This is a genomic window from Streptomyces erythrochromogenes, from assembly GCF_040684695.1.
In the GTDB taxonomy this organism is placed as follows: Bacteria; Actinomycetota; Actinomycetes; order Streptomycetales; family Streptomycetaceae; genus Streptomyces; species Streptomyces erythrochromogenes_C.
Genome location: NZ_JBFBGM010000014.1, coordinates 196,417 through 218,558, shown reverse-complemented (window position 1 = coordinate 218,558; position 22,142 = coordinate 196,417). Strand labels below are relative to the sequence as shown.

Genomic DNA, 22,142 nt, shown 5'->3' with positions numbered 1-22,142 from the left:
GGCCGCCTCGGTGGCGCGGCGCTGCACCTCGTCCGGGGCGTAGGAGACGGGCCCGTCGCTGTCGGCGGTCAGCGCGGTGTCCCCGTGGGCGTGGGTACTGCCGTGCGGCTAGGCCGACTTCTCGTGCGGGCCCTGGTCCTTCGGGACGATGCGCGGGACCAGCGTCGGGTTGACGTTGGAGCGGACCACGTCCGCGGTGATGACCACGCGGGCCACGTCCTTGCGGGACGGGACCTCGTACATCACCGACATCAGGACCTCCTCCATGATGGCGCGCAGGCCGCGCGCGCCCGTCTGGCGGAGGATCGCCTGGTCCGCGATGGCCTCCAGCGCCTCGCGCTCGAAGTCCAGCTCGACACCGTCGAGTTCGAACAGCCGCTGGTACTGCTTCACCAGCGCGTTGCGCGGCTCGATGAGGATCTGGAGCAGGGCCTCGCGGTCCAGGTTGTGGACCGAGGTGATGACGGGCAGACGGCCGATGAACTCGGGGATCATCCCGAACTTCACCAGGTCCTCCGGCATGACCTCCTGGAACTGGTCACTGGCCTCGATCTCGCGCTTGGAGCGGATCGTCGCCCCGAAGCCGATGCCCTTGGCGCCCGCGCGCGACTCGATGATCTTCTCCAGGCCGGCGAAGGCGCCGCCCACGATGAAGAGCACGTTCGTCGTGTCGATCTGGATGAACTCCTGGTGCGGGTGCTTGCGGCCGCCCTGCGGGGGCACCGACGCCGTCGTGCCCTCCAGGATCTTCAGCAGGGCCTGCTGCACGCCCTCACCGCTCACGTCGCGCGTGATCGACGGGTTCTCGCTCTTGCGGGCGACCTTGTCGATCTCGTCGATGTAGATGATCCCGGTCTCGGCCTTCTTGACGTCGTAGTCGGCTGCCTGGATCAGCTTGAGCAGGATGTTCTCGACGTCCTCGCCGACGTACCCGGCCTCCGTCAGCGCCGTCGCGTCGGCGATGGCGAACGGGACGTTCAGCATGCGGGCCAGCGTCTGCGCGAGCAGCGTCTTGCCGGAGCCCGTCGGGCCCAGCAGCAGGATGTTGGACTTCGCGAGCTCGATCGCGTCCTCGCGACCCTGCGCGCCGCCGTTCTCCCCGGCCTGGACCCGCTTGTAGTGGTTGTAGACCGCTACGGAGAGCGCCTTCTTCGCCGGCTCCTGGCCGACGACGTAGCTCTCCAGGAACTCGTAGATCTCACGGGGCTTGGGGAGTTCCTCCCACCGGACCTCGGAGGTCTCCGCGAGCTCCTCTTCGATGATCTCGTTGCAGAGGTCGATGCACTCGTCGCAGATGTACACACCGGGTCCTGCGATGAGCTTCTTCACCTGCTTCTGGCTCTTTCCGCAGAACGAGCACTTGAGCAGATCGCCGCCGTCACCGATGCGTGCCACGAGGTGCTTCCCCTTCGCCTGGGAGACGCCTGGTTCAGCGCTCCTGGTGCCTCATATCCGACGGTACCTTGCCGGGGGCCCCGTGCGGGGCCCCCTTGACGTGGTTCACATCCCCGAATCCGGTGGTGTGCCCGCGCCAACTGGCGGCAAGGGTCAGAGCTTGTTGCTCTTGCGGGTGGAGATGATCTGGTCGATCAGGCCGTACGCGAGGGCGTCCTCGGCCGTCAGGATCTTGTCGCGCTCGATGTCGTCGCGGATCTTCTCGATCGGCGTCGTCGAGTGCTTGGCCAGCATGGTCTCCAGCTGGTCGCGCATGCGCAGGATCTCGTTGGCCGCGATCTCCAGGTCCGAGAGCTGCTCACGGCCGGTGCCGCCGGAGGGCTGGTGGATCAGCACGCGGGCGTTCGGCAGGGCCATGCGCTTGCCGGGGGTGCCGGCGGCGAGCAGGACCGCGGCGGCGGAGGCCGCCTGGCCCATGCAGACCGTCTGGATGTCCGGCTTCACGAACTGCATCGTGTCGTAGATCGCCGTCAGCGCGGTGAAGGAGCCGCCGGGGCTGTTGATGTAGATCGAGATGTCGCGGTCCGGGTCCATCGACTCCAGGCACAGCAGCTGCGCCATGACGTCGTTGGCCGAGGCGTCGTCGATCTGCACGCCGAGGAAGATCACGCGCTCCTCGAAGAGCTTCGCGTACGGGTCGTACTCGCGCACGCCCTGCGAGGTGCGCTCGACGAAGCGCGGGATGACGTAGCGGTTGTCCACCTGCGGGCCGGTGTAGAGGCCGCTCGCGGAGCTCGCGGAGAAGTTGTTCTGCATCTGGGTGTTCACCATCCTGGTGGCGTTCTGCGGGCTGTCGGCTGACGGTTACTGACGGTGGGCGCCTGGATCAGGCCCCGGTGCCGCCGCCGCCCGGCGCGCTGGACGCGGCCGAGATGATCTCGTCGATGAGGCCGTAGTCCTTGGCCTCCTCGGCGGTGAACCAGCGGTCGCGGTCACCGTCGCGGATGATCGCCTCGACGGTCTGGCCCGAGTGGAACGCGGTGATCTCGGCCATCCGCTGCTTGGTGCGCAGCAGGTACTGGGCCTGGATCTTGATGTCCGACGCGGTGCCGCCGATGCCGGCGGAACCCTGGTGCATCAGGATGTCGGTGTTCGGCAGGGCGAAGCGCTTGCCCTTGGCACCGCCGGTGAGCAGGAACTGGCCCATCGAGGCCGCCATGCCCATACCGATGGTGACGACGTCGTTCGGGATGAACTGCATGGTGTCGTAGACGGCCATGCCGGCCGTCACCGAGCCACCGGGGCTGTTGATGTAGAGGTAGATGTCCTTCTCCGGCTCGGCGGCCAGGAGCAGGAGCTGCGCGGTGATCTTGTTGGCGATGTCGTCGTCGACCTGCTGGCCGAGGAAGATGATGCGCTCGCCGAGCAGCCGGTTGTAGACATGGTCGCCGAGGCCGCCACCGATGGACGGCTCACCCGCGGCGTAAGGCTTCAGATTCGTCACGTATCCACCTGCTCGTCTCCGACGGCCATGTGCCGTCTCAGCGTCTCGTTCTGGGGCGCGGTCCAGTCGGAGCGGACGGGTCCGCCGGCGCCCGGGTACTCACGTGCCCTCGTATTCATGGACCCTAACGCGCAGGTCGGACAACGCCATCCCGCTTCCCGAACTGTTCGCTCGGAGCGCAAGGTCCCAGAGCCCCGCGGAAGCCTTGCCGCGGCCGTGCAGAAGGGCCCGGACGCGGCTGCGTCCGGGCCCTTCGGGGCACTGCTCAGCGGGCTTCGCCCGGAGTGTTACTTGGCCTCGTCGGCCTTGACCTCGTCGTCGCCGTCAACGGCGGCCTCGACGGTCTCGGCGGCCGTCTCGACCTCGTCCTCGTCGTCGGAGAGGTCCACGACGTCACCGTTGGTGTCGACGACCTTGGCGGCCTCGACGACGACCGCGAGGGCCTTGCCGCGGGCGACCTCGCCGACCAGCATCGGGACCTGGCCACCCTCGACGACGGCCTGGGCGAACTGGTCGGGGGACATGCCGGAGGACTGCGCACGGCGCATGAGGTGCTCGGTGAGCTCCTCCTGGTTGACGCCCAGCTTCTCCTTGTTGACCAGGGCGTCCAGGACGAACTGGGTCTTGATGCCCTTGATCGCCTGGTCCTTGGTCTCGGCGTCGAACTCCTCGACCGTCTTGCCCTGGAACTCCAGGTACTTCGCCAGGTCCAGGCCCATCTGGCCGAGCTGGTGGTGCTCCAGGTTGTGCTTGCGGGTGTTGACCTCGTCCTCGAGCAGCTTCTCGGGGATCGGCACCTCGACGAGCTCCAGCAGCTTCTCCAGGACGCGCTCCTGGGCCTGCGTGGCCTGGTCGTACTGCTTCATGTTCTCGAGGCGCTTGCGGCTGTCGGCCTTGAGGTCCTCGAGGGTGTCGAACTCGCTCGCCATCTGGGCGAACTCGTCGTCCAGCTCCGGGAGCTCCTTGGCGGAGACCTTGGTGACCTTGACGGTGACCTCGGCGTCCTTGCCCTCGGCGGAGCCGCCCTTCAGCTGCGAGGTGAAGGTGGCCTCGCCGCCGGCCTCGAGGCCGGTGACGGCCTCGTCGATGCCCTCGAGCAGCTCGCCCGAGCCGATGGTGTAGGAGACGTCGGAGGCGACGCCGTCGGGCAGCACCTCGCCGTCGACCTTGGCCTCCAGGTCGATGGTGACGACGTCACCCTCGGCGGCGGCGCGCTCGACGTCCTTGGTGGACGCGAAGCGGCCGCGCAGCTGCTCGACGGACTTCTCGACGTCCTCGTCGGAGACCTCGATGGCGTCGACCTCGACCTCGATGCCGGAGTAGTCCGGGATCTCGATCTCGGGACGCACGTCGACCTCGGCGGTGAAGGCCAGCAGCTCGCCGTCCTTCAGCTCGGTGATGTCGACCTCGGGCTGGCCCAGCGGGTTCAGGTCGGCCTCGTTGACGGCCTCGGTGTAGAACTTCGGGAGGGCGTCGTTGACGGCCTCTTCCAGCACCGCACCGCGGCCGAAGCGCTGGTCGATGACGCGGGCCGGGATCTTGCCCTTGCGGAAGCCCTTCACCGTGACCTGCTGGTTGATCTTCTTGTACGCCGCGTCGAGGCTGTCCTTGAGCTCCTCGAAGGGCACCTCAACAGTGAGCCGAACCCGCGTCGGGTTCAGGGTCTCAACGGCGCTCTTCACGGTTCGGTCTCCTTGTGGCTGACTGCTGGGGGATCTGCCGTCTCGCTGCGATTCAGCGGTTCAGCGGACTTCGGCCCGGTACATCAGACACACGGGCACGCAGCTTGCATAGTAGCCGCAAGCGGCAATCAGCCCACAACGCGATCTTGCGGTGGTCGGGGTGGCCGGATTCGAACCGACGACCTTCCGCTCCCAAAGCGGACGCGCTACCAAGCTGCGCCACACCCCGTCGGTGCGACACGTAGGGTACATGCCCGGAGACCCTCTGATGCGCGGTGTTTCCAGAGCCATTTCGGACAGGCCGCGGCGCGGGCACGGAATGTGGTGTGCGATCCGCCGGAACGACCCGCTAGGATGCTGTCCGTGCCAGGGTCCCCGGACCTGCGGCGCACGCAATGCGGGCGTAGCTCAATGGTAGAGCCCTAGTCTTCCAAACTAGCTACGCGGGTTCGATTCCCGTCGCCCGCTCTGAGTACCGAAGGGCCAGGTCAGAGGACATCTCCTCGACCTGGCCCTTCGGTCGTTCCCGGGCCCGGAACCGCTCTCGGTCGAGCCCGGGGAAAGACCTGGCGCGGGAGCGGCCCGGCGCCCGGTTCGCCGGTTGCCCGGTGACCGTCCGGCGCGTCTCGGAGCGGCGGGCTCGCGTACAGGAGGGACCGGAGCTCCGTGGCGCCCTGCCGATGGGCCTCAGAGCTTGATGTTCGCGATCATCGTCGCGAGGGAGTTGAGGAAACGGTTCACGTCGTCCGCGATCGAGCTGGACGCCAGGAAGAAGCCGAAGAGGGCCGCGACGATGGCGGGGCCCGTCTTGATGTGGTTGCCGCGGATCAGCACCACCAGGATGACCCCCAACAGAACCACCACTGACAGCGAAATGGCCACTTCTGATCACACCTTCGGTCGTCCCCTGGTCGGCCGGGGGCGCACGGCCGAGAATGCCCCCACATGGACCATCCTCCCACCAACGGGCCGGAGTCATACGCCCCGTGACGAAAGGCCACTGTTCCGTTTTCGCCAACCGCCGTGCGCGAGGGGGCTCAGGGGGCGGTGAGACCCAGGAGGGAACGGACGTATGCGTACTTCGCGGACAACCGTTCACGGGTGGGGGCGTCAAGGACCGCGAGGCGTACGGGGTCGGCGTTGTGGGCGAGGTCGGCTTCCTTGACGAGGAGGGCGCCCGGGGTGGCCAGGATGCGGGCCGCGTAACTCTCCACCGGCTCGCCCGGTCGCTTGGTGACGGCCAGGACCATCTCCTTGACGGACTGCGGGAGAGCGGCGGAATCCAGCCAGGTGAGGCTCAGCGCCTCGTCCTCGATCGCGTCGTGCAGCCAGGCAGCTGCCTGCTGTTCGGGGCTGCCGCCGCGCACGCGCACGCCTTCGGCGACGGCCGCGAGGTGCTCGGCGTACGGCCTGCCGGCCTTGTCGGTCTGGCCCTCGTGCGCGCCGCGCGCCAGGGCCTCGACCTCCAGGAGGGTCAGGGGACTGCCCGTCATGCGATCTCCCTCGCTGCCGTGCACAGGGCCCGGGCGGCCCTGCGGACATCTGCCTGCGTCGTACGCCAGTTGGAGAACGCGGCGCGCAGCCCCGCGGTTCCCTCGTGGACGGTCGGCGTGACGAACACCTCGGCGGACACCGCCTCGCGCAGGGCGGTCAGCCGGGCCGGGTCGGGGGCGTCGGCGAGGGTGAAGCAGACGACGTTGAGGCGGACCGGGGCGAGGAGGGTGAAGGCGGGGTCCTCCTCCAGGGCGGCGCCGAGGGCCCGGGCGCCGGCGATGTTGCGCTCGACGATCTCGCGGTGGCCCTGGCGGCCGTAGGCGCTCAGCGTGAACCAGGCGGCGAGGGCGCGCAGCCGGTGGGAGTTCTCCGGAGTGAGGTGGACGAGGTCGGGGTGTTCGCCGAGGGGGCCGAGGTAGGCGGCGGCGTTCTGGAAGACGCGGGCCTGCAGGTCGCGTCGGCGGGTGAACTGGACGGCGCTGTCGTAGGGGACGTTGAGCCACTTGTGCAGGTCGACGCAGACCGAGTCGGAGGCGTCGAGGCCCGCGGTGAGGTGGGCGTGGTCCGGGGAGAGCGCGGCGAAGGCGCCGAAGGCGGCGTCGGTGTGCAGCCAGAAGTCGTGGCGCGGGCGGAGTGCGGCGATGGCGGTGAGGTCGTCGAAGTCGACGGTGTTGACGGTGCCCGCGTTGGCGACGACCACCGCCGGGCCCGGGGTGTCGGCCAGCGCCCGGTCGAGGGCGGCGGGGTCCACGGCCTCCCGGCCGGGCAGGGTCGGGACGCGGACGAGGGAGCTGCGGCCGAGGCCCAGGAAGGAGAGGGCCTTGGCGATGGAGGAGTGCGGGGCGCCGGAGACGACGCGGACCGGGCCGAGGGCCGCGGCGCCGTCCTCGGCCGGGGACACGCCGAGGCGCTCGCCGAGCCATTCGCGGGCGATCGCGAGGCCGGTGGTGTTGGACATGGTGGCGCCGCTGACGAAGGTGCCGGTGTGCGCGTCGGAGAGGCCGAACAGCTCGCGCAGCCAGCCCACGGTCTCGCGTTCGAGGTCCTGGCCGGCGCCGTCCATGGAGGAGTTGGAGTTCTGGTCGTGGGCGGCGGTGAGCCAGTCCCCGGCGAGCGCGGCGGGGGTGGCGCCGCCGGTGACGAAGCCGAGGTAGCGGGGGCCGGCGGAGGCCGAGAGCCGCGGCTCCCAGCGCTCGCGGAAGGCGGCGAGGGCGCTGTCCGTGCCGGTGCCCCGGACGGGGAGCGGTGCGGGCTCCCCCGGCTTCGGGGCGGGCGGTACGACGGCGCGCTCGTCCAGGGTGGCGAGCGCTTCGGCGGCGGCGCGGCGGGTGGCGTCGAGCAGGTCGGGGAGCCGGGCGAGGTCGGCGGCGAGCGTGCGGTCCATGGGGGCACGGTAGGGCCGGTGGGCGCCCGCGCGGGCGTGCCAATCCCGGGCGAGTGGCCCGGGCGAGTGGCCCGGGCGTGCCACCCGCCCGATCCGGCGCCGCTCCGGCCGGGGCGTCGTGGTCCCGCTTCGACCGGGCCGTCCCTCAGGCGGCCGCGGGCGCGGGAGCGCGGCGGGCCGCGGAGGCGAGTGCGGTCATGCGGGCGGCGACGGTCGCGGCGGAGCTGCGCGGGAGGCGGTCCGCGATCAGGCCGTCGGCGAGGAGGAGCACCTGGTCGGCGTGGGCGGCGGCGGCCGGGTCGTGGGTGACCATGACGATCGTGGCGCCCAGGGTGTCGACGGCGTCGCGGAGCAGGCCGAGGACCTCGGCGGCGGTGGTGGTGTCGAGGGCGCCGGTGGGTTCGTCGGCGAAGAGCACGTCGGGCCGGGTGACGAGGGCGCGGGCGACGGCCACCCGCTGCTGCTGGCCGCCGGAGAGCTCGGCGGGGCGCCGTCCTCCCTTCCCGTCCAAGCCGACGCGGGCGAGCAGGTCCGCGGCGCGGGCCCGGTCCGGGCGGCCGCCGGCGAGCCTCAGCGGCAGCAGCACGTTCTGCTCGACGGTGAGGGCGGGCAGCAGGTTGAAGGACTGGAAGACGAAGCCGAGCCGGCTGCGGCGCAGCTCGGTGAGCCCGTTCTCGTCCATGCCGGTGATCTCGGTGCCGCCGAGGCGTACGGAGCCCTCGGTGGGCAGGTCGAGGCCGGCCGCGCACTGGAGGAAGGTGGACTTGCCGGAGCCCGAGGGGCCCATCACGGCGGTGAAGCTGCCGCGCGGGAGGCTCAGGTCGATGCCGCGCAGCGCGTGCACGGCGGACGCCCCGCGTCCGTAGGAGCGCCGTACGCCGCGCAGTTCCACGGCGGCCGGCACGGTGTGCCGCTCCCCCGTCCGGGCTTGCGTCGCCGTGTTCTCGTCCGGGCGCCCGCGCCGTCGCAGTCCCATGGTGTGCCGCCTCTCGTCGCCGTCCTGGTCGTGGCTGCGACGCTACGGATCACGGTGGGGCCGCGGCCATGGAGCGGCCCGGGGTGGGCGGGGTGGGGAAGGCCCCACCCCGGCCGGGGCCCCACCCCGGACGGGGCCCCCACCCCGGTCGGGCCCCCGCCCGTGCTCAGGGGGAGCGGCGGATGAGGAGCAGGGCCCGGTCGTCGTTGACGTCCTTGGCGACCTTCTCGATCAGGTGCCAGGCCGCGCCCTCCCAGCCCGCGGAGACGTAGCGGTCGGCTTCGCCGGTGAGGCGGTCGATGCCCTCGCTGATCTCGCGGTCGGCGGTCTCGACGAGGCCGTCGGTGAAGAGCATCAGGACGTCGCCGCGGCGCAGGTTGCCGCGGGCGGGGGTGAACTCGGCGCCGTCGTAGACGCCGAGCAGCGGGCCCTCGCCGGACTTCTCCTGCCAGCGGCCGGTGCCCGCGCAGAGCTGGAGGGCGGGGAGGTGGCCGGCCGAGAGGAGTTCGTAGTCGCCGGTCTCCAGGTCCAGGACGAGGTGGATGGAGGTGGCGAAGCCCTCGTCCCAGTCCTGGCGGAGCAGGTAGCCGTTGGCGGCGGGCAGGAAGCCGTGCGGTGGCAGGGCGCCGAGCAGGCCGCCGAAGGCCCCGGACAGCAGCAGGGCTCTGGAGCCGGCCTCCATGCCCTTGCCGGAGACGTCGGTCAGGACGATCTCCAGGGTCCGGCCGCCGTTGGTGCGGGCCGCGACGACGAAGTCGCCGGAGAAGGACTGGCCGCCGGCGGGGCGCAGGGCCATCTCCCGGTGCCAGCCGCGGGGCAGGGCGGGCAGCTTGCTCTGGACGCGGATGCGTTCGCGCAGGTCGAAGAGCATGGTGCCGCCGCGCCGCCAGGGCACGCCGACGCGGCTGCGGAACTGCGCGATGACGAGGCCGAAGAACCCGCAGGCGGCGACGACGAGCACGGTGCCGGGGGTGACGCGCGCCGGACCCTGGGTATAAGGACCGAGCACGACGGCTTCGACGATCAGGGCGGTCGCGGAGGCGGCGTACAGGGCGAGGAGGCTGGCGGGGCGCAGCAGCAGGCCGCCGGCCACGATCGGCAGGACGAGCGCCGCCGGGGAGAACCACACGGGCAGCATGATCGTGCCGCAGGCTATGGCGGGGACGGTGAGCAGCAGCCCGATGAAGGCGAGCCAGTCGGAGGCGTCTCCGCGGAAGTAGTCGACGGCGGATTTACGCAGGGCGGTGCGGCCCCGGTGCGACCGCATGCGCATCCGGGCCAGAAGGGTCTCCACGCGTGCTCCGGCCATTGCTTCGGGACCTTATCCATCCTGGCTGTGAATGCGCAGGGGTACCCCCGCACCCGGGGCCGGGGGGTGTCCGAAATCGCCCGGGGCGTCATGGAATGCCATGGCAGGGATGGACGCATGGCTCTGGGGATGTGCGGATTGCAGGCATTGCCGGGCGATGGGCGGGATGTCCGGTGCGGCCTGACGAACAGCCGTGCGCCGGGAGAGTCCTAGTTCTGCTGGCAGGTGGGGCACCAGAAGAGGTTGCGGGCGGCGAGACCGGCGGTGCGGATCTCGCCCCCGCAGATGTGGCAGGGCATGTTCGCCCTCCGGTAGACGTACACCTCGCCGCCGTGGTCGTCCACCCGCGGCGGCCGGCCCATGGCCTCGGGGAGGTGCTCGTCGCGGACGGTGTCGATGCGGTTGTTGCGCACGCCCTGGCGCATCAGGGCGGCCAGGTCCTCCCACATGGCGTCCCATTCGGCGCGGGTGAGGTCCTTGCCCAGGCGGTACGGGTCGATGCCGTGCCGGAAGAGGACCTCGGCGCGGTAGACGTTCCCGACGCCCGCGACGATCTTCTGGTCCATGAGCAGCGCGGCGACGGTGGTGCGGGAGCGGGAGATGCGGGTCCAGGCGCGGTCGGGGTCGTCGCCGTCGCGCAGAGGGTCCGGTCCGAGGCGGGCGCTTGTCGCGGCCTTCTCCTCGTCGGTGATCCACGCGCAGGTGGTCGGGCCGCGGAGGTCGGAGTAGTAGGCGTCGTTGGCCAGGCGCAGCCGGACGGTGTCGGTGGCCGGCGGGGCGGGCGCGGGGCCGATCGCGTACTTGCCGAAGAGTCCGAGGTGGATGTGGATCCACCCGTTCTCGCGGAAGCCGAGGAAGAGGTGCTTGCCGTGGGCGTCGACGCCGTCGAGGATCCGGCCGTCGAGGAGGGCCGCGCTCTCGGCGAACCGTCCCTGGGGGCTGCTGACGGCCACCTCCCGTCCGGCGAACCGGGTCAGGTGGTCCTCGGCGAGGCGGTGGATCGTATGCCCCTCGGGCACTGCGCGCTCCTCGGCGGAAGGGAGTGGGGAAGACGACGGCCGTGCCACCCGCCCGGCGGGTGGCACGGCCGGAGGCGGGATCAGCCCTGCGGGTGGTGGGCCGGGATGGGGGGGAGCTCGCCGGTCTGCTCGTAGGCGGAGAGCATGTCGATGCGGCGGGTGTGGCGCTCCTCGCCGGAGTACGGGGTCGCCAGGAAGGCCTCGATGAAGCTGACGGCCTCGTCCTGCGTGTGCATGCGGCCGCCGACGGAGATGACGTTGGCGTTGTTGTGCTCACGGCCGAGCTGGGCGGTCTGGACGCTCCAGGCCAGGATGGCGCGGACGCCCTTGACCTTGTTCGCGGCGATCTGCTCCCCGTTGCCGGAGCCGCCGATCACGATGCCGAGGCTGCCCTCGTCCGCGGCGGTCTTCTCCGCGGCGCGGAGGCAGAAGGGCGGGTAGTCGTCCACGGCGTCGTAGATGTGGGGGCCACAGTCGACGGGCTCGTGGCCGTTGTTCTTGAGCCAGTCCACGAGGTGGTTCTTGAGCTCAAAGCCGGCATGGTCGGATCCGAGGTACACGCGCATGGGACGAGTGTGGCACGAGGAGCCCCGACGGCCCGCAGTGGGTGTCGCGTAAGTCACTTCTAAAGCTCAAGTAAACCCAAAGAACGCAGATGGGACACGGCAGGACCTTGGTCCTGGACGTTCGTCCGAAGGCAACGATCCGGATTGAGGTCTTCCGTCCTGCGTTCATCTCAGGTTTGAATGCCGGGGCTCGCAACCCGAGAACCTAAGGATCCGTCCATGAGCTCCACGACGACCCTCCAGAAAGAAGGCAACCCCACCGGGAACCCCGGTGACGGTCTGCCTTCCGACGGTCTGAAGGCCGGTCTCAAGAACCGCCACCTGTCCATGATCGCCATTGGCGGCGTCATCGGCGCCGGTCTCTTCGTCGGCTCCGGTGGCGGTATCGCCAAGGCCGGTCCCGCCATCCTGATCTCCTACGCCCTCGTCGGCGCCATGGTGGTCTTCGTGATGCGGATGCTCGGCGAGATGGCGGCGGCCAGCCCGAACTCGGGCTCCTTCTCCGCCTACGCCGACCGCGCGCTCGGTCGCTGGGCCGGCTTCTCCATCGGCTGGCTCTACTGGTTCTTCTGGGTCGTCGTCCTCGCCGTCGAGGCCACCGCCGGTGCCGCCATCCTGGAGAACTGGATCCCGGCCGTCCCGCAGTGGGCCTGGGCCCTGATCGTGATGGCGGTGCTGACCGTCACCAACCTCGGCTCGGTCGCCTCCTACGGTGAGTTCGAGTTCTGGTTCGCCGGCATCAAGGTCGTCGCCATCGGCGCCTTCGTGGTCATCGGCATGCTGGCCGTCTTCGGCGTCCTGCCCGGCTCCGACAACCCCGGCGCGGGCTTCGCGCACCTGACCGACGCCGGCGGCTTCTTCCCCAACGGCTACGGCGCGGTCCTCACCGGTGTGCTGATGGTCGTCTTCTCCTTCATGGGCAGCGAGATCGTCACCCTCGCCGCCGGCGAGTCGGAGAACCCCCGCAAGGCCGTCACGCAGGCCACCAACTCCGTGATCTGGCGCATCGGCGTCTTCTACCTCGGCTCGATCTTCGTCGTGCTGACGCTGCTCCCCTGGAACGACAAGTCGATCACCGAGAAGGGCTCGTACGTCGCCGCCCTGGACTCGATCGGCATCGCGAACGCCGGCACGATCATGGAGGTCATCGTCCTGACCGCCGTGCTGTCCTGCCTGAACTCCGGCCTCTACACCGCCTCCCGCATGGCCTTCTCGCTCGGTGAGCGCGGCGACGCCCCCAAGGCGTTCGCCAAGGTCAACGCCAAGGGCGTGCCGGTCGCCGCGATCCTCGGCTCCACGGTCTTCGGCTTCGTCGCCGTCTACTTCAACTACGCGTTCAAGGACACGGTCTTCAACTTCCTCCTGAACTCCTCCGGCGCCATCGCCCTCTTCGTGTGGCTGGTGATCTGCTTCACCCAGCTGAAGATGCGCGGGATCCTGGTCCGCGAGGCCCCGGAGAAGCTGACCGTGAAGATGTGGCTCTTCCCGTGGCTGACCTGGGCCACCGCCGCACTGATCATGTTCGTGATCGGCTACATGTTCGTGGACGACGCGAACCGCGAGGTGGTCACCCTGTCCACCCTCGTCGCCGGCCTGGTCGTGGCCGTCGGTGTGGTCCTGGACTTCCGCCGCAAGCGGGCCGCCGTCCAGGGCTGACCGAGCCCGATCCCGTCCCGTACGTCCCGTACACACGCCGGAGCCCGGCCCGCCTCGTCAGGCGGGCCGGGCTCCGGCGGTACGGGGGGGTGGCGCCGGCGTCAGCCGCGGCGGCCCACCAGCTTCCAGGCGGCCGGCAGGGCGCCCATCGCGAGGGCCGCCTTGAGGGCGTCGCCGATCAGGAACGGGGTCAGGCCCGCCGCGACGGCGGCGCTCAGGGACATCCCGGTGGCGGCCATCAGGTACGGCACGCCCACCGCGTAGATGACCGCGGAGCCGAGCACCATCGTGCCCGCCGTGCGCAGGACCGAGCGGTCGGCGCCGCGCCGCGCGAGGGCGCCGGCGACGGTGGCGGCGAGCAGCATGCCGAGCACGTACCCGAAGGAGGCACCGCCGGCGCCGGAGGTGCCGCCCGCGAACCACGGCACGCCGGCCATGCCGACGAGGGCGTACAACGCCAGCGCCAGGAAGCCGCGGCGGGCGCCGAAGGCGGTGCCGACGAGCAGTGCGGCGAAGGTCTGGCCCGTGACGGGGACCGGGGAGCCGGGCACGGGCACCGCGATCTGCGCGGCGATACCGGTCAGCGCGGCACCGCCGACGACGAGCGCGATGTCGCGCACGCGGCTCGCGGGCAGCAGGTCGGCGAGGACGGTGCCGGGCCGGAGGGAGACGGAAGCAGTGCTCATGAGGGGGCTCCGCGAGGTGGTGAGGGTCGGGACGATCACCGACGTTAGTGCGCGGTCCGGGGCCGCCCCACCGCCGCCCGGAACAAAGCCCCGCTCCCCCCGATGGTGGGGAATGAACAAAGCCCACTTCCCCGGCCGCGCCGACGTGATCCTCATCACGAGCAACATCCGATAGCACGTCCGTTTTGCACGGACAGCCGCCGCTCAGTGAGACTGTTGGATCCCGCCAAGCCACAGGCGGAGTCCCCACCATCGCTGGGCCGAACGAGAGTACGAGCACTCCTCATGCGTGAGCGCCTGCCAGAAGCACCTCCCACGACGGGCGAGCTGCCCCCGGAACCCCTCAGCCACAGCCTCAAGCAGCGCCACCTGACCATGCTGGGGCTCGGCGGCGTGATCGGCGCCGGCCTCTTCGTAGGCTCCGGCGCGGGCATCGGCATCGCCGGTCCCGCGATCATCTGCTCCTACCTGCTCGCCGGCGTCCTCGCGATGCTGGTGATGCGCGCGCTGGGCGAGATGTCGGCCGCGATGCCCGCCTCCGGTTCGTTCTCCGTCTACGCCGAGCGGGCGCTCGGCCGCTGGGCCGGCTTCTCGGCGGGCTGGCTGTACTGGTTCCTGCTGGTCGTGGTGCTCGCCGTCGAGGCCACCGGCGCCGCGAAGATCGCGAACGGCTGGGTGCCCTCGGTCGACCAGTGGGTCTGGGTGCTGCTCTTCATGGTGGTCTTCACCGTGAGCAACCTGGCCGCGGTGAAGAACTTCGGCGAGTTCGAGTTCTGGTTCGCCGCCCTCAAGGTCGGCGCGATCGTGCTCTTCCTGATCCTCGGCACCCTCGCGATCTTCGGCGTGCTCCCGGACACGGACCCGGTGGGCATGGCCAACCTCACCGGCCAGGGCGGCTTCTTCCCCGAGGGCTTCGGCGGCGTGGTCGCCGGCATGCTCGCCGTCATCTTCGCCTTCGGCGGCCTGGAGGTCGTCACCATCGCGGCCGCCGAGTCCGACGACCCGGCCCGTTCGGTCTCCCGCGCGGTGCGCAGCGCCGTCTGGCGCATCCTCTTCTTCTACGTCGGCTCGATGGTGGTCATCGTGACCCTGCTGCCGTGGAACTCGCTGGAGCCGGGACAGAGCCCCTACGTCGCCGTCCTGGACTCCATCGGCATCCCGGGGGCCGGCCAGATCATGAACATCGTGGTGTTCGTGGCCCTGCTGTCGGCGCTCAACGCGAACCTGTACGGGTCCTCGCGCATGATCTTCTCCCTGGCCGAGCGCGAAGAGGCGCCGAAGTCCCTGCTGAAGGTCTCGGGCGGCGGCGTGCCGCGCCGGGCGGTGTTCGCCTCGGTGGCCTTCGGCTTCGTCTCGGTGCTGCTCAACCTGCTGTGGCCGGACACGATCTTCCTCTACATGCTCAACGCGGTCGGCGCGGTGCTGCTGTTCGTGTGGGCGCTGATCGCGGTCTCGCAGCTGAAGCTGCGCCGCCGGATCGAGCGGGACATGCCCGAGCGGCTGGTCCTGCCGATGTGGCTGTTCCCGTACGCCACCTGGGCCGCCCTGGCCGGGATGGCGGCGGTCCTGGTGCTGATGCTGTTCGACGACTCCGCGCGCCCGCAGCTGCTGTGGTCGACGGGCGCGGCCCTGCTGGTCCTCCTGGTCGCCTTCGTACGGGAGCGGCGCAGCCCGAAGTCCTGACCGCCCGCCGGTCCACGGCCCACGCGAAGGCCCCCGCGCACCCGGCGCGGGGGCCTTCGCGTGTCAGGTGCGCAGGTACGAGGCTCCATTGACGTCGAGCACGGCGCCCGAGCTCCAGCGCGCCGCGGGCGAGGCCAGGTGCAGCACCGCGGCGGCGACCTCCTGCGGCGTGCCGACCCGGCCGAAGGGGCTCTGCGCCCGGATCCGCTCGCCCTCCTCCCCTTCGAGCCGCCCGGCGACCCGTTCGGTGGCCACGAAACCGGGCGCCACGGAGGCCACGGCGATGCCGTGCGGGGCGAGGGAGACGGCGAGGGACTGGCCCAGCGCATGCAGGGCCGCCTTGGTGGCACCGTAGGCGGGGTGGTCGGGCTCGCCCCGGAACGCCCCGCGCGAGCCGATGTTGACGACGCGGCCCTCCCGTCGGCCGTCGATCATGCGGCGGGCGACGCAGTGCGTGAGGTTGGCCGGGGCGAAGAGGTTGACGGCGGCCGTGTGCCGCCAGGCCTCCTGCCAGTCGGCGTACGAGGTCGTGGGCAGCGGGTGCGCGAGCATCACGGCGGCGTTGTTCACGAGGACGTCGATGCCGCCGAGCGCCTCCTCGGTCTCGGCGGCGAGGGCCTCCACGCGGGCCGGGTCGCCGAGGTCTCCGACGACGAGGACGTGGCCCTCGCCAGGGAGGTCCGCGAGGGTGCGCTCGGCGTCCGCGTGCCGGGCCGTGCAGTGCACCGCGACCCTGTCCCCCTGCTCGGCGAAGGCGGTGGCGACGGCCCGCCCGATTCCCCGGGAGGCCCCAGTGACGAGCACCCCCCGACCCGTGGCAGCCAATTCCCTTACGTCGTGGTCCATTCGGTCGTCCCCCGTCCGCCGTCGTCGCGTCGCCCGCGTCCTGTCTGCAGCGTACGGGGGTGATCACGGCCGGTCATTCGACTGTCCGAATACCGGACGTCGACCATCCGAAGATCGGACAGAGGTGAGACTGGGGCACCTCATCACGTCCCCCCGTACAACCGGACAGGCACACCCGCAATGAGCCAGAGCACCCTGACACCTCCCGAAGCACCACAGACCGACGGCGGATCACCCCTCGGCAACGGACTCAAGCAGCGCCACCTCTCGATGATCGCCCTCGGCGGCGTCATCGGCGCGGGTCTCTTCGTCGGCTCCGGAGCCGGCATCGCGGCCGCGGGCCCCTCGATCGTGCTCGCCTACGCCGCGTCCGGACTGCTCGTGATGTTCGTGATGCGGATGCTCGGCGAGATGTCCGCCGCCAACCCCGCCTCCGGCTCCTTCTCGGTGCACGCGGAGCGGGCGATCGGCCCGTGGGCCGGGTTCACCGCCGGCTGGATGTTCTGGACCCTGCTGTGCGTGGGCGTGGCCATCGAGGCCATCGGCGCGGCGCACATCATGGCGGGCTGGTTCCCGGGCACCCCGTCGTGGATGTGGGTGCTGGTCTTCATGGCGCTGTTCTGCGGCTCCAACCTGGCCGCCGTCTCGAACTTCGGCGAGTTCGAGTTCTGGTTCTCCGCCCTCAAGATCGGGGCCATCGGCCTCTTCCTGGGGCTGGGCGTGCTGGCCGTCCTCGGCCTGCTGCCCGGCACCGGCGCGCCCGGCACCGCCAACCTGCTCCACGACGGCGGCTTCCTGCCCAACGGTGTGGACGGCCTGCTCGTCGGCCTGCTGGCCTCGGTCGTCGCCTACGGCGGACTGGAGACGGTCACCATCGCCGCCGCCGAGTCGGAGAACCCGGTCAAGGGCGTGGCCAAGGCCGTGAAGACCACCATGTGGCGCATCGCCGTCGTCTACGTCGGCTCCATGCTCGTCATCGTCACCCTGCTGCCGTGGAACGACCCGAAGGTCACGGAGGACGGCCCCTACGCGGCCACCCTGGACCACCTGGGCATCCCGGCGGCCGGCGAGATCATGAACGTGGTCATCCTGATCGCCCTGCTGTCCGCGATGAACGCCAACATCTACGGCTCCTCGCGCATGGCCTACTCCCTCGTCTCCCGCGGCCAGGGCCCCAAGGCGCTGGGCAAGGTCACCGGCAGCGTGCCGCGCCGGGCGGTGCTCGCCTCCTCCGGCTTCGGCTTCGTCACCGTGCTGCTGTCGTACTGGTACCCGGACACCCTGTTCGCCTGGCTGCTGAACATGGTCGGCGGCGTCATCCTCGTGGTCTGGGGCTTCATCGCCGTCTCGCAGTTCGTGCTGCGCCGCCGGCTGGAGCGCGAGGCCCCCGAGACGCTCGTCGTCCGGATGTGGGGCTTCCCGTACCTGACCTGGGTGGCGCTGGCCGGCGTGGCCGGGGTCCTGGTGCTGATGGCGCTGGGCGAGGACACGCGGGTCCAGGTGATCTTCACCGGCGGCCTCACCGCCGCCCTCGCGGTGACCGGATACGTCCTGCAGCGCCGGGCGGCCGACGCCCGCTGACAGCCCTTCCTCCGCAGGTGGGCCCCGTGCGAACGCACGGGGCCCACCTGCGTTTTACAGAGGTAACCCTTACTCGTGAGGCGGAATAGATACTGCTAGCGTGCAGTTGCGCATTAATTGCAATTAGCGATTGGCACGCTGAGGGGACCGGATAACACGCATGGCCATCTACACGCTTCCTGAGCTCCCGTACGACTACGCGGCGCTGGAGCCGGTGATCAACCCGCAGATCATCGAGCTGCACCACGACAAGCACCACGCGGCCTACGTCACGGGCGCCAACAACACGCTGGAGCAGCTGGCGGAGGCGCGCGACAAGGAGAACTGGGGCGCGCTCAACGGCCTGGAGAAGAACCTCGCGTTCCACCTCTCCGGCCACATCCTGCACAGCATCTACTGGCACAACATGGCCAGCCCGAAGACCGGCGAGGGCGGCGGCGAGCCCACCGCGGCCGACGGCCTGGGCGACCTGGCCGACGCGATCACCGAGTCCTTCGGCTCCTTCGCGAAGTTCAAGAAGCAGCTGACCTTCGCGTCCTCCGCCACCCAGGGCTCCGGCTGGGGCGTGCTCGCGTACGAGCCCGTCAGCGGCCGTCTGGTCGTCGAGCAGGTCTACGACCACCAGGGCAACGTGGGCGTGGCCAGCACCCCGATCCTGGTCTTCGACGCCTGGGAGCACGCCTTCTACCTGCAGTACAAGAACCAGAAGGTGGACTTCATCGAGGCGATGTGGAACGTCGTCAACTGGCAGGACGTCTCCAAGCGCTACGCCGACGCCAAGGCGAACACCCCGCTGCTGATCCCCGTCAAGGGCTGATCGCACCCCGAGTCCGTCTGCCTCGTGATCGTCTTCTCAACCTTCACCGGCGGGCGTGTCCAGCAGAAGACCCCCGTGAGGACGTGACTCACGGGGGTCTTCTGTGTCTCCTCGCCGTACGGGCTACTCGAAGGAGGGGCCCTTGGTGCGGGTCCGCTTGATCTCGTAGAAGCCGGGCGTGGAGGCGACGAGCAGGGTGCCGTCCCACAGCCGGGCGGCGGCCTCGCCGCGCGGGGTCGGGGTGACGACCGGGCCGAAGAAGGCGACGTCGCCCTCGCCGTCGGCGCCCGGAACGGAGATCACCGGGGTGCCGACCTCCTGGCCCACGCGGTCGATGCCGTTGTTGTGCGAGGCGCGCAGCACCTCGTCGTACTCGTCGGAGTCGGCGTACGCGAGCAGCTCGGCCGGCAGGCCGACCTCGGCCAGCGCCTCGGCGATCACCTCGCGGGTGGCCCCCTTGTCCTCGTTGTGGATGCGGGTGCCGAGCGCGGTGTAGAGCTTGCCCGTGACCTCGTCGCCGTGCTTCTGCTGGGCCGCTATGACCACGCGCACGGGGGCCCAGCCCTTGGGGCCGAGCAGCTCGCGGTAGACCTCGGGCAGCTCGTCGAGCCTGTTCTCGTTGAGGACGGCGAGGCTCATCACGTGCCAGCGCACCTCGACGTCGCGGACCTTCTCGACCTCCAGCATCCAACGGGACGTCATCCAGGCCCAAGGGCAGAGCGGGTCGAACCAGAAGTCGACCGGGGTCTTCTCGCGCACCTGGGTCTCGGTCATGTCTCTCCTCGGTGTCGGTCTCAGGCGGAAAAAGGCATCAACGGCGCATGTCCTCCGTGGCCAACCAGGACGCCCTCGCACGCATTCCCCTCGTGCGAGGATTCGACCAAGAACGCGATCGCGCACGAAGGAGTGCAGGTGCCCGGAGAGAATCTGTCCCGCGAGGAGGCCCGCGAGCGGGCCGAGCTGCTGTCCGTCGACGGGTACGAGGTCGTCCTCGACATCAGGTCGGCGGTGGACGAGGCCGAGCCGGCCGAGGGCCCGCGGACCTTCCGCTCGGTGACGACGGTCCGCTTCCGGGCCGCGGCCCCCGGCGGTGCCACCTTCGCGGACCTGATCGCCCCTTCGGTGAACTCCGTCACCCTGAACGGGCGGGCGCTGGACGTGGCCGCCGTCTTCGACGGGGCCCGCATCGCCCTGGACGGCCTGGCCTCCGAGAACGTCCTGGTGGTCGACGCGAACTGCGCGTACAGCCGGACGGGCGAGGGCCTGCACCGCTTCGTCGACCCGGAGGACGGCGAGGTCTACCTCTACACGCAGTACGAGCCGGCCGACGCCCGCCGGGTCTACGCGAACTTCGAGCAGCCGGACCTGAAGGCGCCGTACCGCTTCGAGGTGACCGCGCCCGAGGGCTGGCAGGTGTGGAGCAACGGCGTGGAGGAGTCCCGCGAGGGGCAGACCCGCCGCTTCGCCGAGACCGCGCCGATCTCCACGTACATCACCTGCGTGGTGGCCGGGCCCTACCACTACGTCACGGACACCTACACCCGCGGGGACCTGACCATCCCGCTGGGCGCGATGTGCCGGAAGGGACTCGCGAAGCACTTCGACGCGGACGACGTCTTCCTCGTCACCAAGCAGGGCTTCGACCTCTTCCACGAGATCTTCGACTACCCCTACCCCTTCGGGAAGTACGACCAGGCCTTCGTGCCGGAGTACAACCTGGGCGCGATGGAGAACCCGGGGATGGTGACCTTCCGGGAGGAGTACATCTTCCGCGGCAAGGTCACGCAGGCCTCGTACGAGCGGCGCGCGAACGTGATCCTCCACGAGATGGCGCACATGTGGTTCGGCGACCTCGTCACCATGAAGTGGTGGGACGACCTGTGGCTGAAGGAGTCCTTCGCGGACTTCATGGGCTCCTTCGGGCTCGTCGAGGCCACCCGCTTCGACCAGGCGTGGGTGTCCTTCGCCAACAGCCGCAAGGCGTGGGCCTACCGCGCCGACCAGCTGCCGTCCACGCACCCGATCACGGCCGACATCCGTGACCTGGAGGACGCGAAGCTGAACTTCGACGGCATCACCTACGCCAAGGGCGCGGCGGTGCTCAAGCAGCTGGTCGCCTACGTCGGCCGGGAGGCGTTCCTGGAGGGCGCGCGCCGCTACTTCAAGGCGAACGCGTACGGGAACACCACCCTCGACGACCTGCTGTCGGTGCTCGGCGAGGTGTCCGGGCGGGACATGACCGAGTGGTCGCGGGCCTGGCTGCAGACGGCGGGCGTGAACGTGCTGACCCCGCTGGTGACCTACGACGCCGAGGGCCGGATCACCGAGCTCGCGGTCGTCCAGGAGGGCGACGAGCTGCGCCCGCACCGCATCGGCGTGGGCCTGTACCGGCTGGAGCCGGACGGCGCGCTGGTGCGCTACGCCCGGGCCGAGGCGGACGTCTCCGGGTCCCGCTCGGTGATCGCGGAGCTGGCCGGGCAGGACCGGCCCGACCTGGTCCTGGTCAACGACGAGGACCTCACCTACTGCAAGATCCGCTTCGACGAGGGTTCGCTGGCCACCCTGCGCGCGCACCTGGGCGACCTGGCGGACCCGCTGGCCCGGGCGCTGAGCTGGTCGGCGCTGTGGAACCTGACGCGGGACGGCCTGATGCCGGCGCGCGACTTCGTCTCGCTGGTGCTGGCGCACGCGGGCCGGGAGACGGACGTCGGCGTCCTGCAGCAGCTGCACGCGCAGGCGCACACCTCGGTCACCCACTACGCGGCGCCGGACCGGCGCGAGCAGGTCGGCCGGGAGCTGGCGGCGGGCGCGCTGCACGAGCTGCGGGCGGCACGGCCGGGGTCGGAGCACCAGCTGACGTGGGCGCGGTTCTTCGCGGCGAGCGCGGCGAGCGAGGGCGACTTCCAGCTGCTGCTGGGGCTGCTGGAGGGTTCGGCCCGGATCGACGGACTGGACGTGGACCAGGAGCTGCGCTGGGACTTCCTGCTGCCGCTGGCCGCGCACGGGGCGGTGGACGAGGGCGTCCTCGCCGCCGAACTGGCCCGGGACGACACGGCGTCGGGCAAGCGGCACCAGGTGCGGTGCCTGGCGGCGCGGCCCTCGCAGGCGGTCAAGGACCAGGCGTGGGCGGCGGTCGTCGAGTCGGACGCGCTGTCGAACGCGCTGGTGGAGGCGACGATCGCGGGCATGCAGCAGTCCTCGCAGCGGGCCCTGCTGGCGGCTCACGCGGGGCGCTACTTCGAGGTCATCGAGCGGGTGTGGTCGGACCGGTCGATCCAGATCGGGATGGACATCGTGAAGGGGCTCTACCCCGCGCTCCAGGGGGACGCGGCGACGCTGGAGGCCACCGACGCCTGGCTGTCGGCCCACGCATCGGCTCCGCCGGCGCTGCGCCGCCTGGTCCTGGAGTCCCGCGACGACCTGGCCCGGGCCCTGCGCGCCCAGGCCTGCGACGTGGCGGCGGGCGCCTAGTGCGCGGTTCCGCTGCCGGGGCGGCGCCCCGGCAGCGGAACCGGTCACCCGTACGGGCGCACCTCATCGGCAG

At 70.7% G+C, this 22,142-nt stretch carries 19 protein-coding genes and 2 tRNA genes; 6 read left to right on the top strand and 15 right to left on the bottom strand.

Annotation, left to right across the window (positions count from 1 at the left end; translation table 11 throughout):
• Window positions 1-108 precede the first annotated feature (108 nt).
• The 5 genes from clpX to AB0O53_RS21835 all read right to left on the bottom strand — a co-directional run bounded on the left by clpX (window position 109) and on the right by AB0O53_RS21835 (window position 4,810).
• The gene (clpX, locus tag AB0O53_RS21855; protein ID WP_030840753.1) at window positions 109-1,395 is read right to left on the bottom strand and encodes an ATP-dependent Clp protease ATP-binding subunit ClpX; all 1,287 of its coding nucleotides are present in this window, start codon (window positions 1,393-1,395) and stop codon (window positions 109-111) included.
• 153 nt (window positions 1,396-1,548) lie between these two features.
• On the bottom strand, window positions 1,549-2,226 hold the full coding sequence (locus AB0O53_RS21850) for an ATP-dependent Clp protease proteolytic subunit (protein ID WP_326477129.1): 678 nt from the start codon (window positions 2,224-2,226) through the stop codon (window positions 1,549-1,551).
• Between the two features lie 55 nt (window positions 2,227-2,281).
• Window positions 2,282-2,899 (bottom strand): ATP-dependent Clp protease proteolytic subunit, encoded by a 618-nt coding sequence (locus tag AB0O53_RS21845; RefSeq protein WP_266391368.1) that lies wholly within the window; start codon window positions 2,897-2,899, stop codon window positions 2,282-2,284.
• A gap of 287 nt (window positions 2,900-3,186) precedes the next feature.
• Complete coding sequence (gene tig, locus AB0O53_RS21840) at window positions 3,187-4,581, bottom strand: trigger factor (RefSeq protein WP_030840747.1); 1,395 nt, start codon at window positions 4,579-4,581, stop codon at window positions 3,187-3,189.
• Between the two features lie 152 nt (window positions 4,582-4,733).
• A tRNA-Pro gene (locus tag AB0O53_RS21835) sits at window positions 4,734-4,810 on the bottom strand.
• A 168-nt stretch (window positions 4,811-4,978) separates the two neighbouring features.
• Between AB0O53_RS21835 and AB0O53_RS21830 the strand changes: the two genes are divergently transcribed.
• Window positions 4,979-5,049: transfer RNA gene (locus AB0O53_RS21830), tRNA-Gly, on the top strand.
• 219 nt (window positions 5,050-5,268) lie between these two features.
• Here the strand turns inward: AB0O53_RS21830 and AB0O53_RS21825 are convergent.
• From AB0O53_RS21825 to AB0O53_RS21795, 7 genes are all read right to left on the bottom strand, one after another.
• Window positions 5,269-5,463 (bottom strand): membrane protein, encoded by a 195-nt coding sequence (locus AB0O53_RS21825; RefSeq protein WP_030026959.1) that lies wholly within the window; start codon window positions 5,461-5,463, stop codon window positions 5,269-5,271.
• 155 nt (window positions 5,464-5,618) lie between these two features.
• Window positions 5,619-6,074 carry an HD domain-containing protein gene (locus AB0O53_RS21820; protein ID WP_350995370.1) on the bottom strand — a complete coding sequence of 152 codons (456 nt, stop codon included), beginning with the start codon at window positions 6,072-6,074 and terminating at the stop codon, window positions 5,619-5,621.
• A complete protein-coding gene (locus AB0O53_RS21815) occupies window positions 6,071-7,459 on the bottom strand; it encodes a pyridoxal phosphate-dependent decarboxylase family protein (protein WP_350995368.1) in 1,389 nt (462 codons plus the stop codon). Before AB0O53_RS21815 ends, AB0O53_RS21820 begins: the two co-directional genes overlap by 4 nt.
• Window positions 7,460-7,604: 145 nt before the next feature.
• Window positions 7,605-8,435, bottom strand: coding sequence for an ABC transporter ATP-binding protein (locus tag AB0O53_RS21810; RefSeq protein ID WP_365197551.1), 831 nt, complete (start codon window positions 8,433-8,435; stop codon window positions 7,605-7,607).
• A 166-nt stretch (window positions 8,436-8,601) separates the two neighbouring features.
• Window positions 8,602-9,744, bottom strand: a complete 1,143-nt coding sequence (locus AB0O53_RS21805) for a SpoIIE family protein phosphatase (protein ID WP_350995364.1) — start codon at window positions 9,742-9,744, stop codon at window positions 8,602-8,604.
• Window positions 9,745-9,953: 209 nt separating this feature from the next.
• Window positions 9,954-10,763, bottom strand: a complete 810-nt coding sequence (locus AB0O53_RS21800) for an Fpg/Nei family DNA glycosylase (RefSeq protein ID WP_350995362.1) — start codon at window positions 10,761-10,763, stop codon at window positions 9,954-9,956.
• An 80-nt stretch (window positions 10,764-10,843) separates the two neighbouring features.
• Window positions 10,844-11,329, bottom strand: coding sequence for a ribose-5-phosphate isomerase (locus AB0O53_RS21795; RefSeq protein ID WP_030036244.1), 486 nt, complete (start codon window positions 11,327-11,329; stop codon window positions 10,844-10,846).
• A gap of 219 nt (window positions 11,330-11,548) precedes the next feature.
• Here AB0O53_RS21795 and AB0O53_RS21790 point away from each other — a divergent pair, with 219 nt between their 5' ends.
• Complete coding sequence (locus AB0O53_RS21790) at window positions 11,549-12,985, top strand: amino acid permease (protein WP_350995359.1); 1,437 nt, start codon at window positions 11,549-11,551, stop codon at window positions 12,983-12,985.
• A gap of 101 nt (window positions 12,986-13,086) precedes the next feature.
• Here AB0O53_RS21790 and AB0O53_RS21785 read toward each other — a convergent pair whose 3' ends face one another.
• The gene (locus tag AB0O53_RS21785) at window positions 13,087-13,671 is read right to left on the bottom strand and encodes a biotin transporter BioY (protein WP_350995357.1); all 585 of its coding nucleotides are present in this window, start codon (window positions 13,669-13,671) and stop codon (window positions 13,087-13,089) included.
• A 285-nt stretch (window positions 13,672-13,956) separates the two neighbouring features.
• Between AB0O53_RS21785 and AB0O53_RS21780 the strand changes: the two genes are divergently transcribed.
• On the top strand, window positions 13,957-15,354 hold the full coding sequence (locus tag AB0O53_RS21780) for an amino acid permease (RefSeq protein WP_350995355.1): 1,398 nt from the start codon (window positions 13,957-13,959) through the stop codon (window positions 15,352-15,354).
• A gap of 63 nt (window positions 15,355-15,417) precedes the next feature.
• On the opposite strand, the gene AB0O53_RS21775 is transcribed toward AB0O53_RS21780, so the two are convergent.
• Window positions 15,418-16,200 (bottom strand): SDR family NAD(P)-dependent oxidoreductase, encoded by a 783-nt coding sequence (locus AB0O53_RS21775; RefSeq protein WP_365197546.1) that lies wholly within the window; start codon window positions 16,198-16,200, stop codon window positions 15,418-15,420.
• 180 nt (window positions 16,201-16,380) lie between these two features.
• Here AB0O53_RS21775 and AB0O53_RS21770 point away from each other — a divergent pair, with 180 nt between their 5' ends.
• Window positions 16,381-17,781: an amino acid permease gene (locus AB0O53_RS21770; RefSeq protein WP_365197543.1), complete on the top strand. Its 1,401-nt coding sequence runs from the start codon at window positions 16,381-16,383 to the stop codon at window positions 17,779-17,781.
• 160 nt (window positions 17,782-17,941) lie between these two features.
• Window positions 17,942-18,598, top strand: coding sequence for a superoxide dismutase (locus tag AB0O53_RS21765; RefSeq protein ID WP_030958438.1), 657 nt, complete (start codon window positions 17,942-17,944; stop codon window positions 18,596-18,598).
• Window positions 18,599-18,721: 123 nt separating this feature from the next.
• Here AB0O53_RS21765 and AB0O53_RS21760 read toward each other — a convergent pair whose 3' ends face one another.
• Window positions 18,722-19,372 (bottom strand): mycothiol-dependent nitroreductase Rv2466c family protein, encoded by a 651-nt coding sequence (locus AB0O53_RS21760; RefSeq protein ID WP_350995351.1) that lies wholly within the window; start codon window positions 19,370-19,372, stop codon window positions 18,722-18,724.
• A 138-nt stretch (window positions 19,373-19,510) separates the two neighbouring features.
• Here AB0O53_RS21760 and pepN point away from each other — a divergent pair, with 138 nt between their 5' ends.
• Window positions 19,511-22,069 (top strand): aminopeptidase N, encoded by a 2,559-nt coding sequence (pepN, locus tag AB0O53_RS21755; protein WP_350995349.1) that lies wholly within the window; start codon window positions 19,511-19,513, stop codon window positions 22,067-22,069.
• The last annotated feature ends 73 nt before the right edge of the window (window positions 22,070-22,142 follow it).

What these genes read in the sequence shown, in the direction of transcription:
- AB0O53_RS21790 (WP_350995359.1), top strand. Translation starts at nt 11,549, where the DNA reads ATGAGCTCCACGACGACCCTCCAGAAAGAAGGCAACCCCACCGGGAAC.
- AB0O53_RS21820 (WP_350995370.1), bottom strand. Translation starts at nt 6,074, where the DNA reads ATGACGGGCAGTCCCCTGACCCTCCTGGAGGTCGAGGCCCTGGCGCGC.
- AB0O53_RS21785 (WP_350995357.1), bottom strand. Translation starts at nt 13,671, where the DNA reads ATGAGCACTGCTTCCGTCTCCCTCCGGCCCGGCACCGTCCTCGCCGAC.
- AB0O53_RS21795 (WP_030036244.1), bottom strand. Translation starts at nt 11,329, where the DNA reads ATGCGCGTGTACCTCGGATCCGACCATGCCGGCTTTGAGCTCAAGAAC.
- AB0O53_RS21780 (WP_350995355.1), top strand. Translation starts at nt 13,957, where the DNA reads ATGCGTGAGCGCCTGCCAGAAGCACCTCCCACGACGGGCGAGCTGCCC.
- AB0O53_RS21815 (WP_350995368.1), bottom strand. Translation starts at nt 7,459, where the DNA reads ATGGACCGCACGCTCGCCGCCGACCTCGCCCGGCTCCCCGACCTGCTC.
- AB0O53_RS21810 (WP_365197551.1), bottom strand. Translation starts at nt 8,435, where the DNA reads ATGGGACTGCGACGGCGCGGGCGCCCGGACGAGAACACGGCGACGCAA.
- AB0O53_RS21805 (WP_350995364.1), bottom strand. Translation starts at nt 9,744, where the DNA reads ATGGCCGGAGCACGCGTGGAGACCCTTCTGGCCCGGATGCGCATGCGG.
- AB0O53_RS21775 (WP_365197546.1), bottom strand. Translation starts at nt 16,200, where the DNA reads ATGGACCACGACGTAAGGGAATTGGCTGCCACGGGTCGGGGGGTGCTC.
- AB0O53_RS21850 (WP_326477129.1), bottom strand. Translation starts at nt 2,226, where the DNA reads ATGGTGAACACCCAGATGCAGAACAACTTCTCCGCGAGCTCCGCGAGC.
- AB0O53_RS21765 (WP_030958438.1), top strand. Translation starts at nt 17,942, where the DNA reads ATGGCCATCTACACGCTTCCTGAGCTCCCGTACGACTACGCGGCGCTG.
- AB0O53_RS21770 (WP_365197543.1), top strand. Translation starts at nt 16,381, where the DNA reads ATGAGCCAGAGCACCCTGACACCTCCCGAAGCACCACAGACCGACGGC.
- AB0O53_RS21760 (WP_350995351.1), bottom strand. Translation starts at nt 19,372, where the DNA reads ATGACCGAGACCCAGGTGCGCGAGAAGACCCCGGTCGACTTCTGGTTC.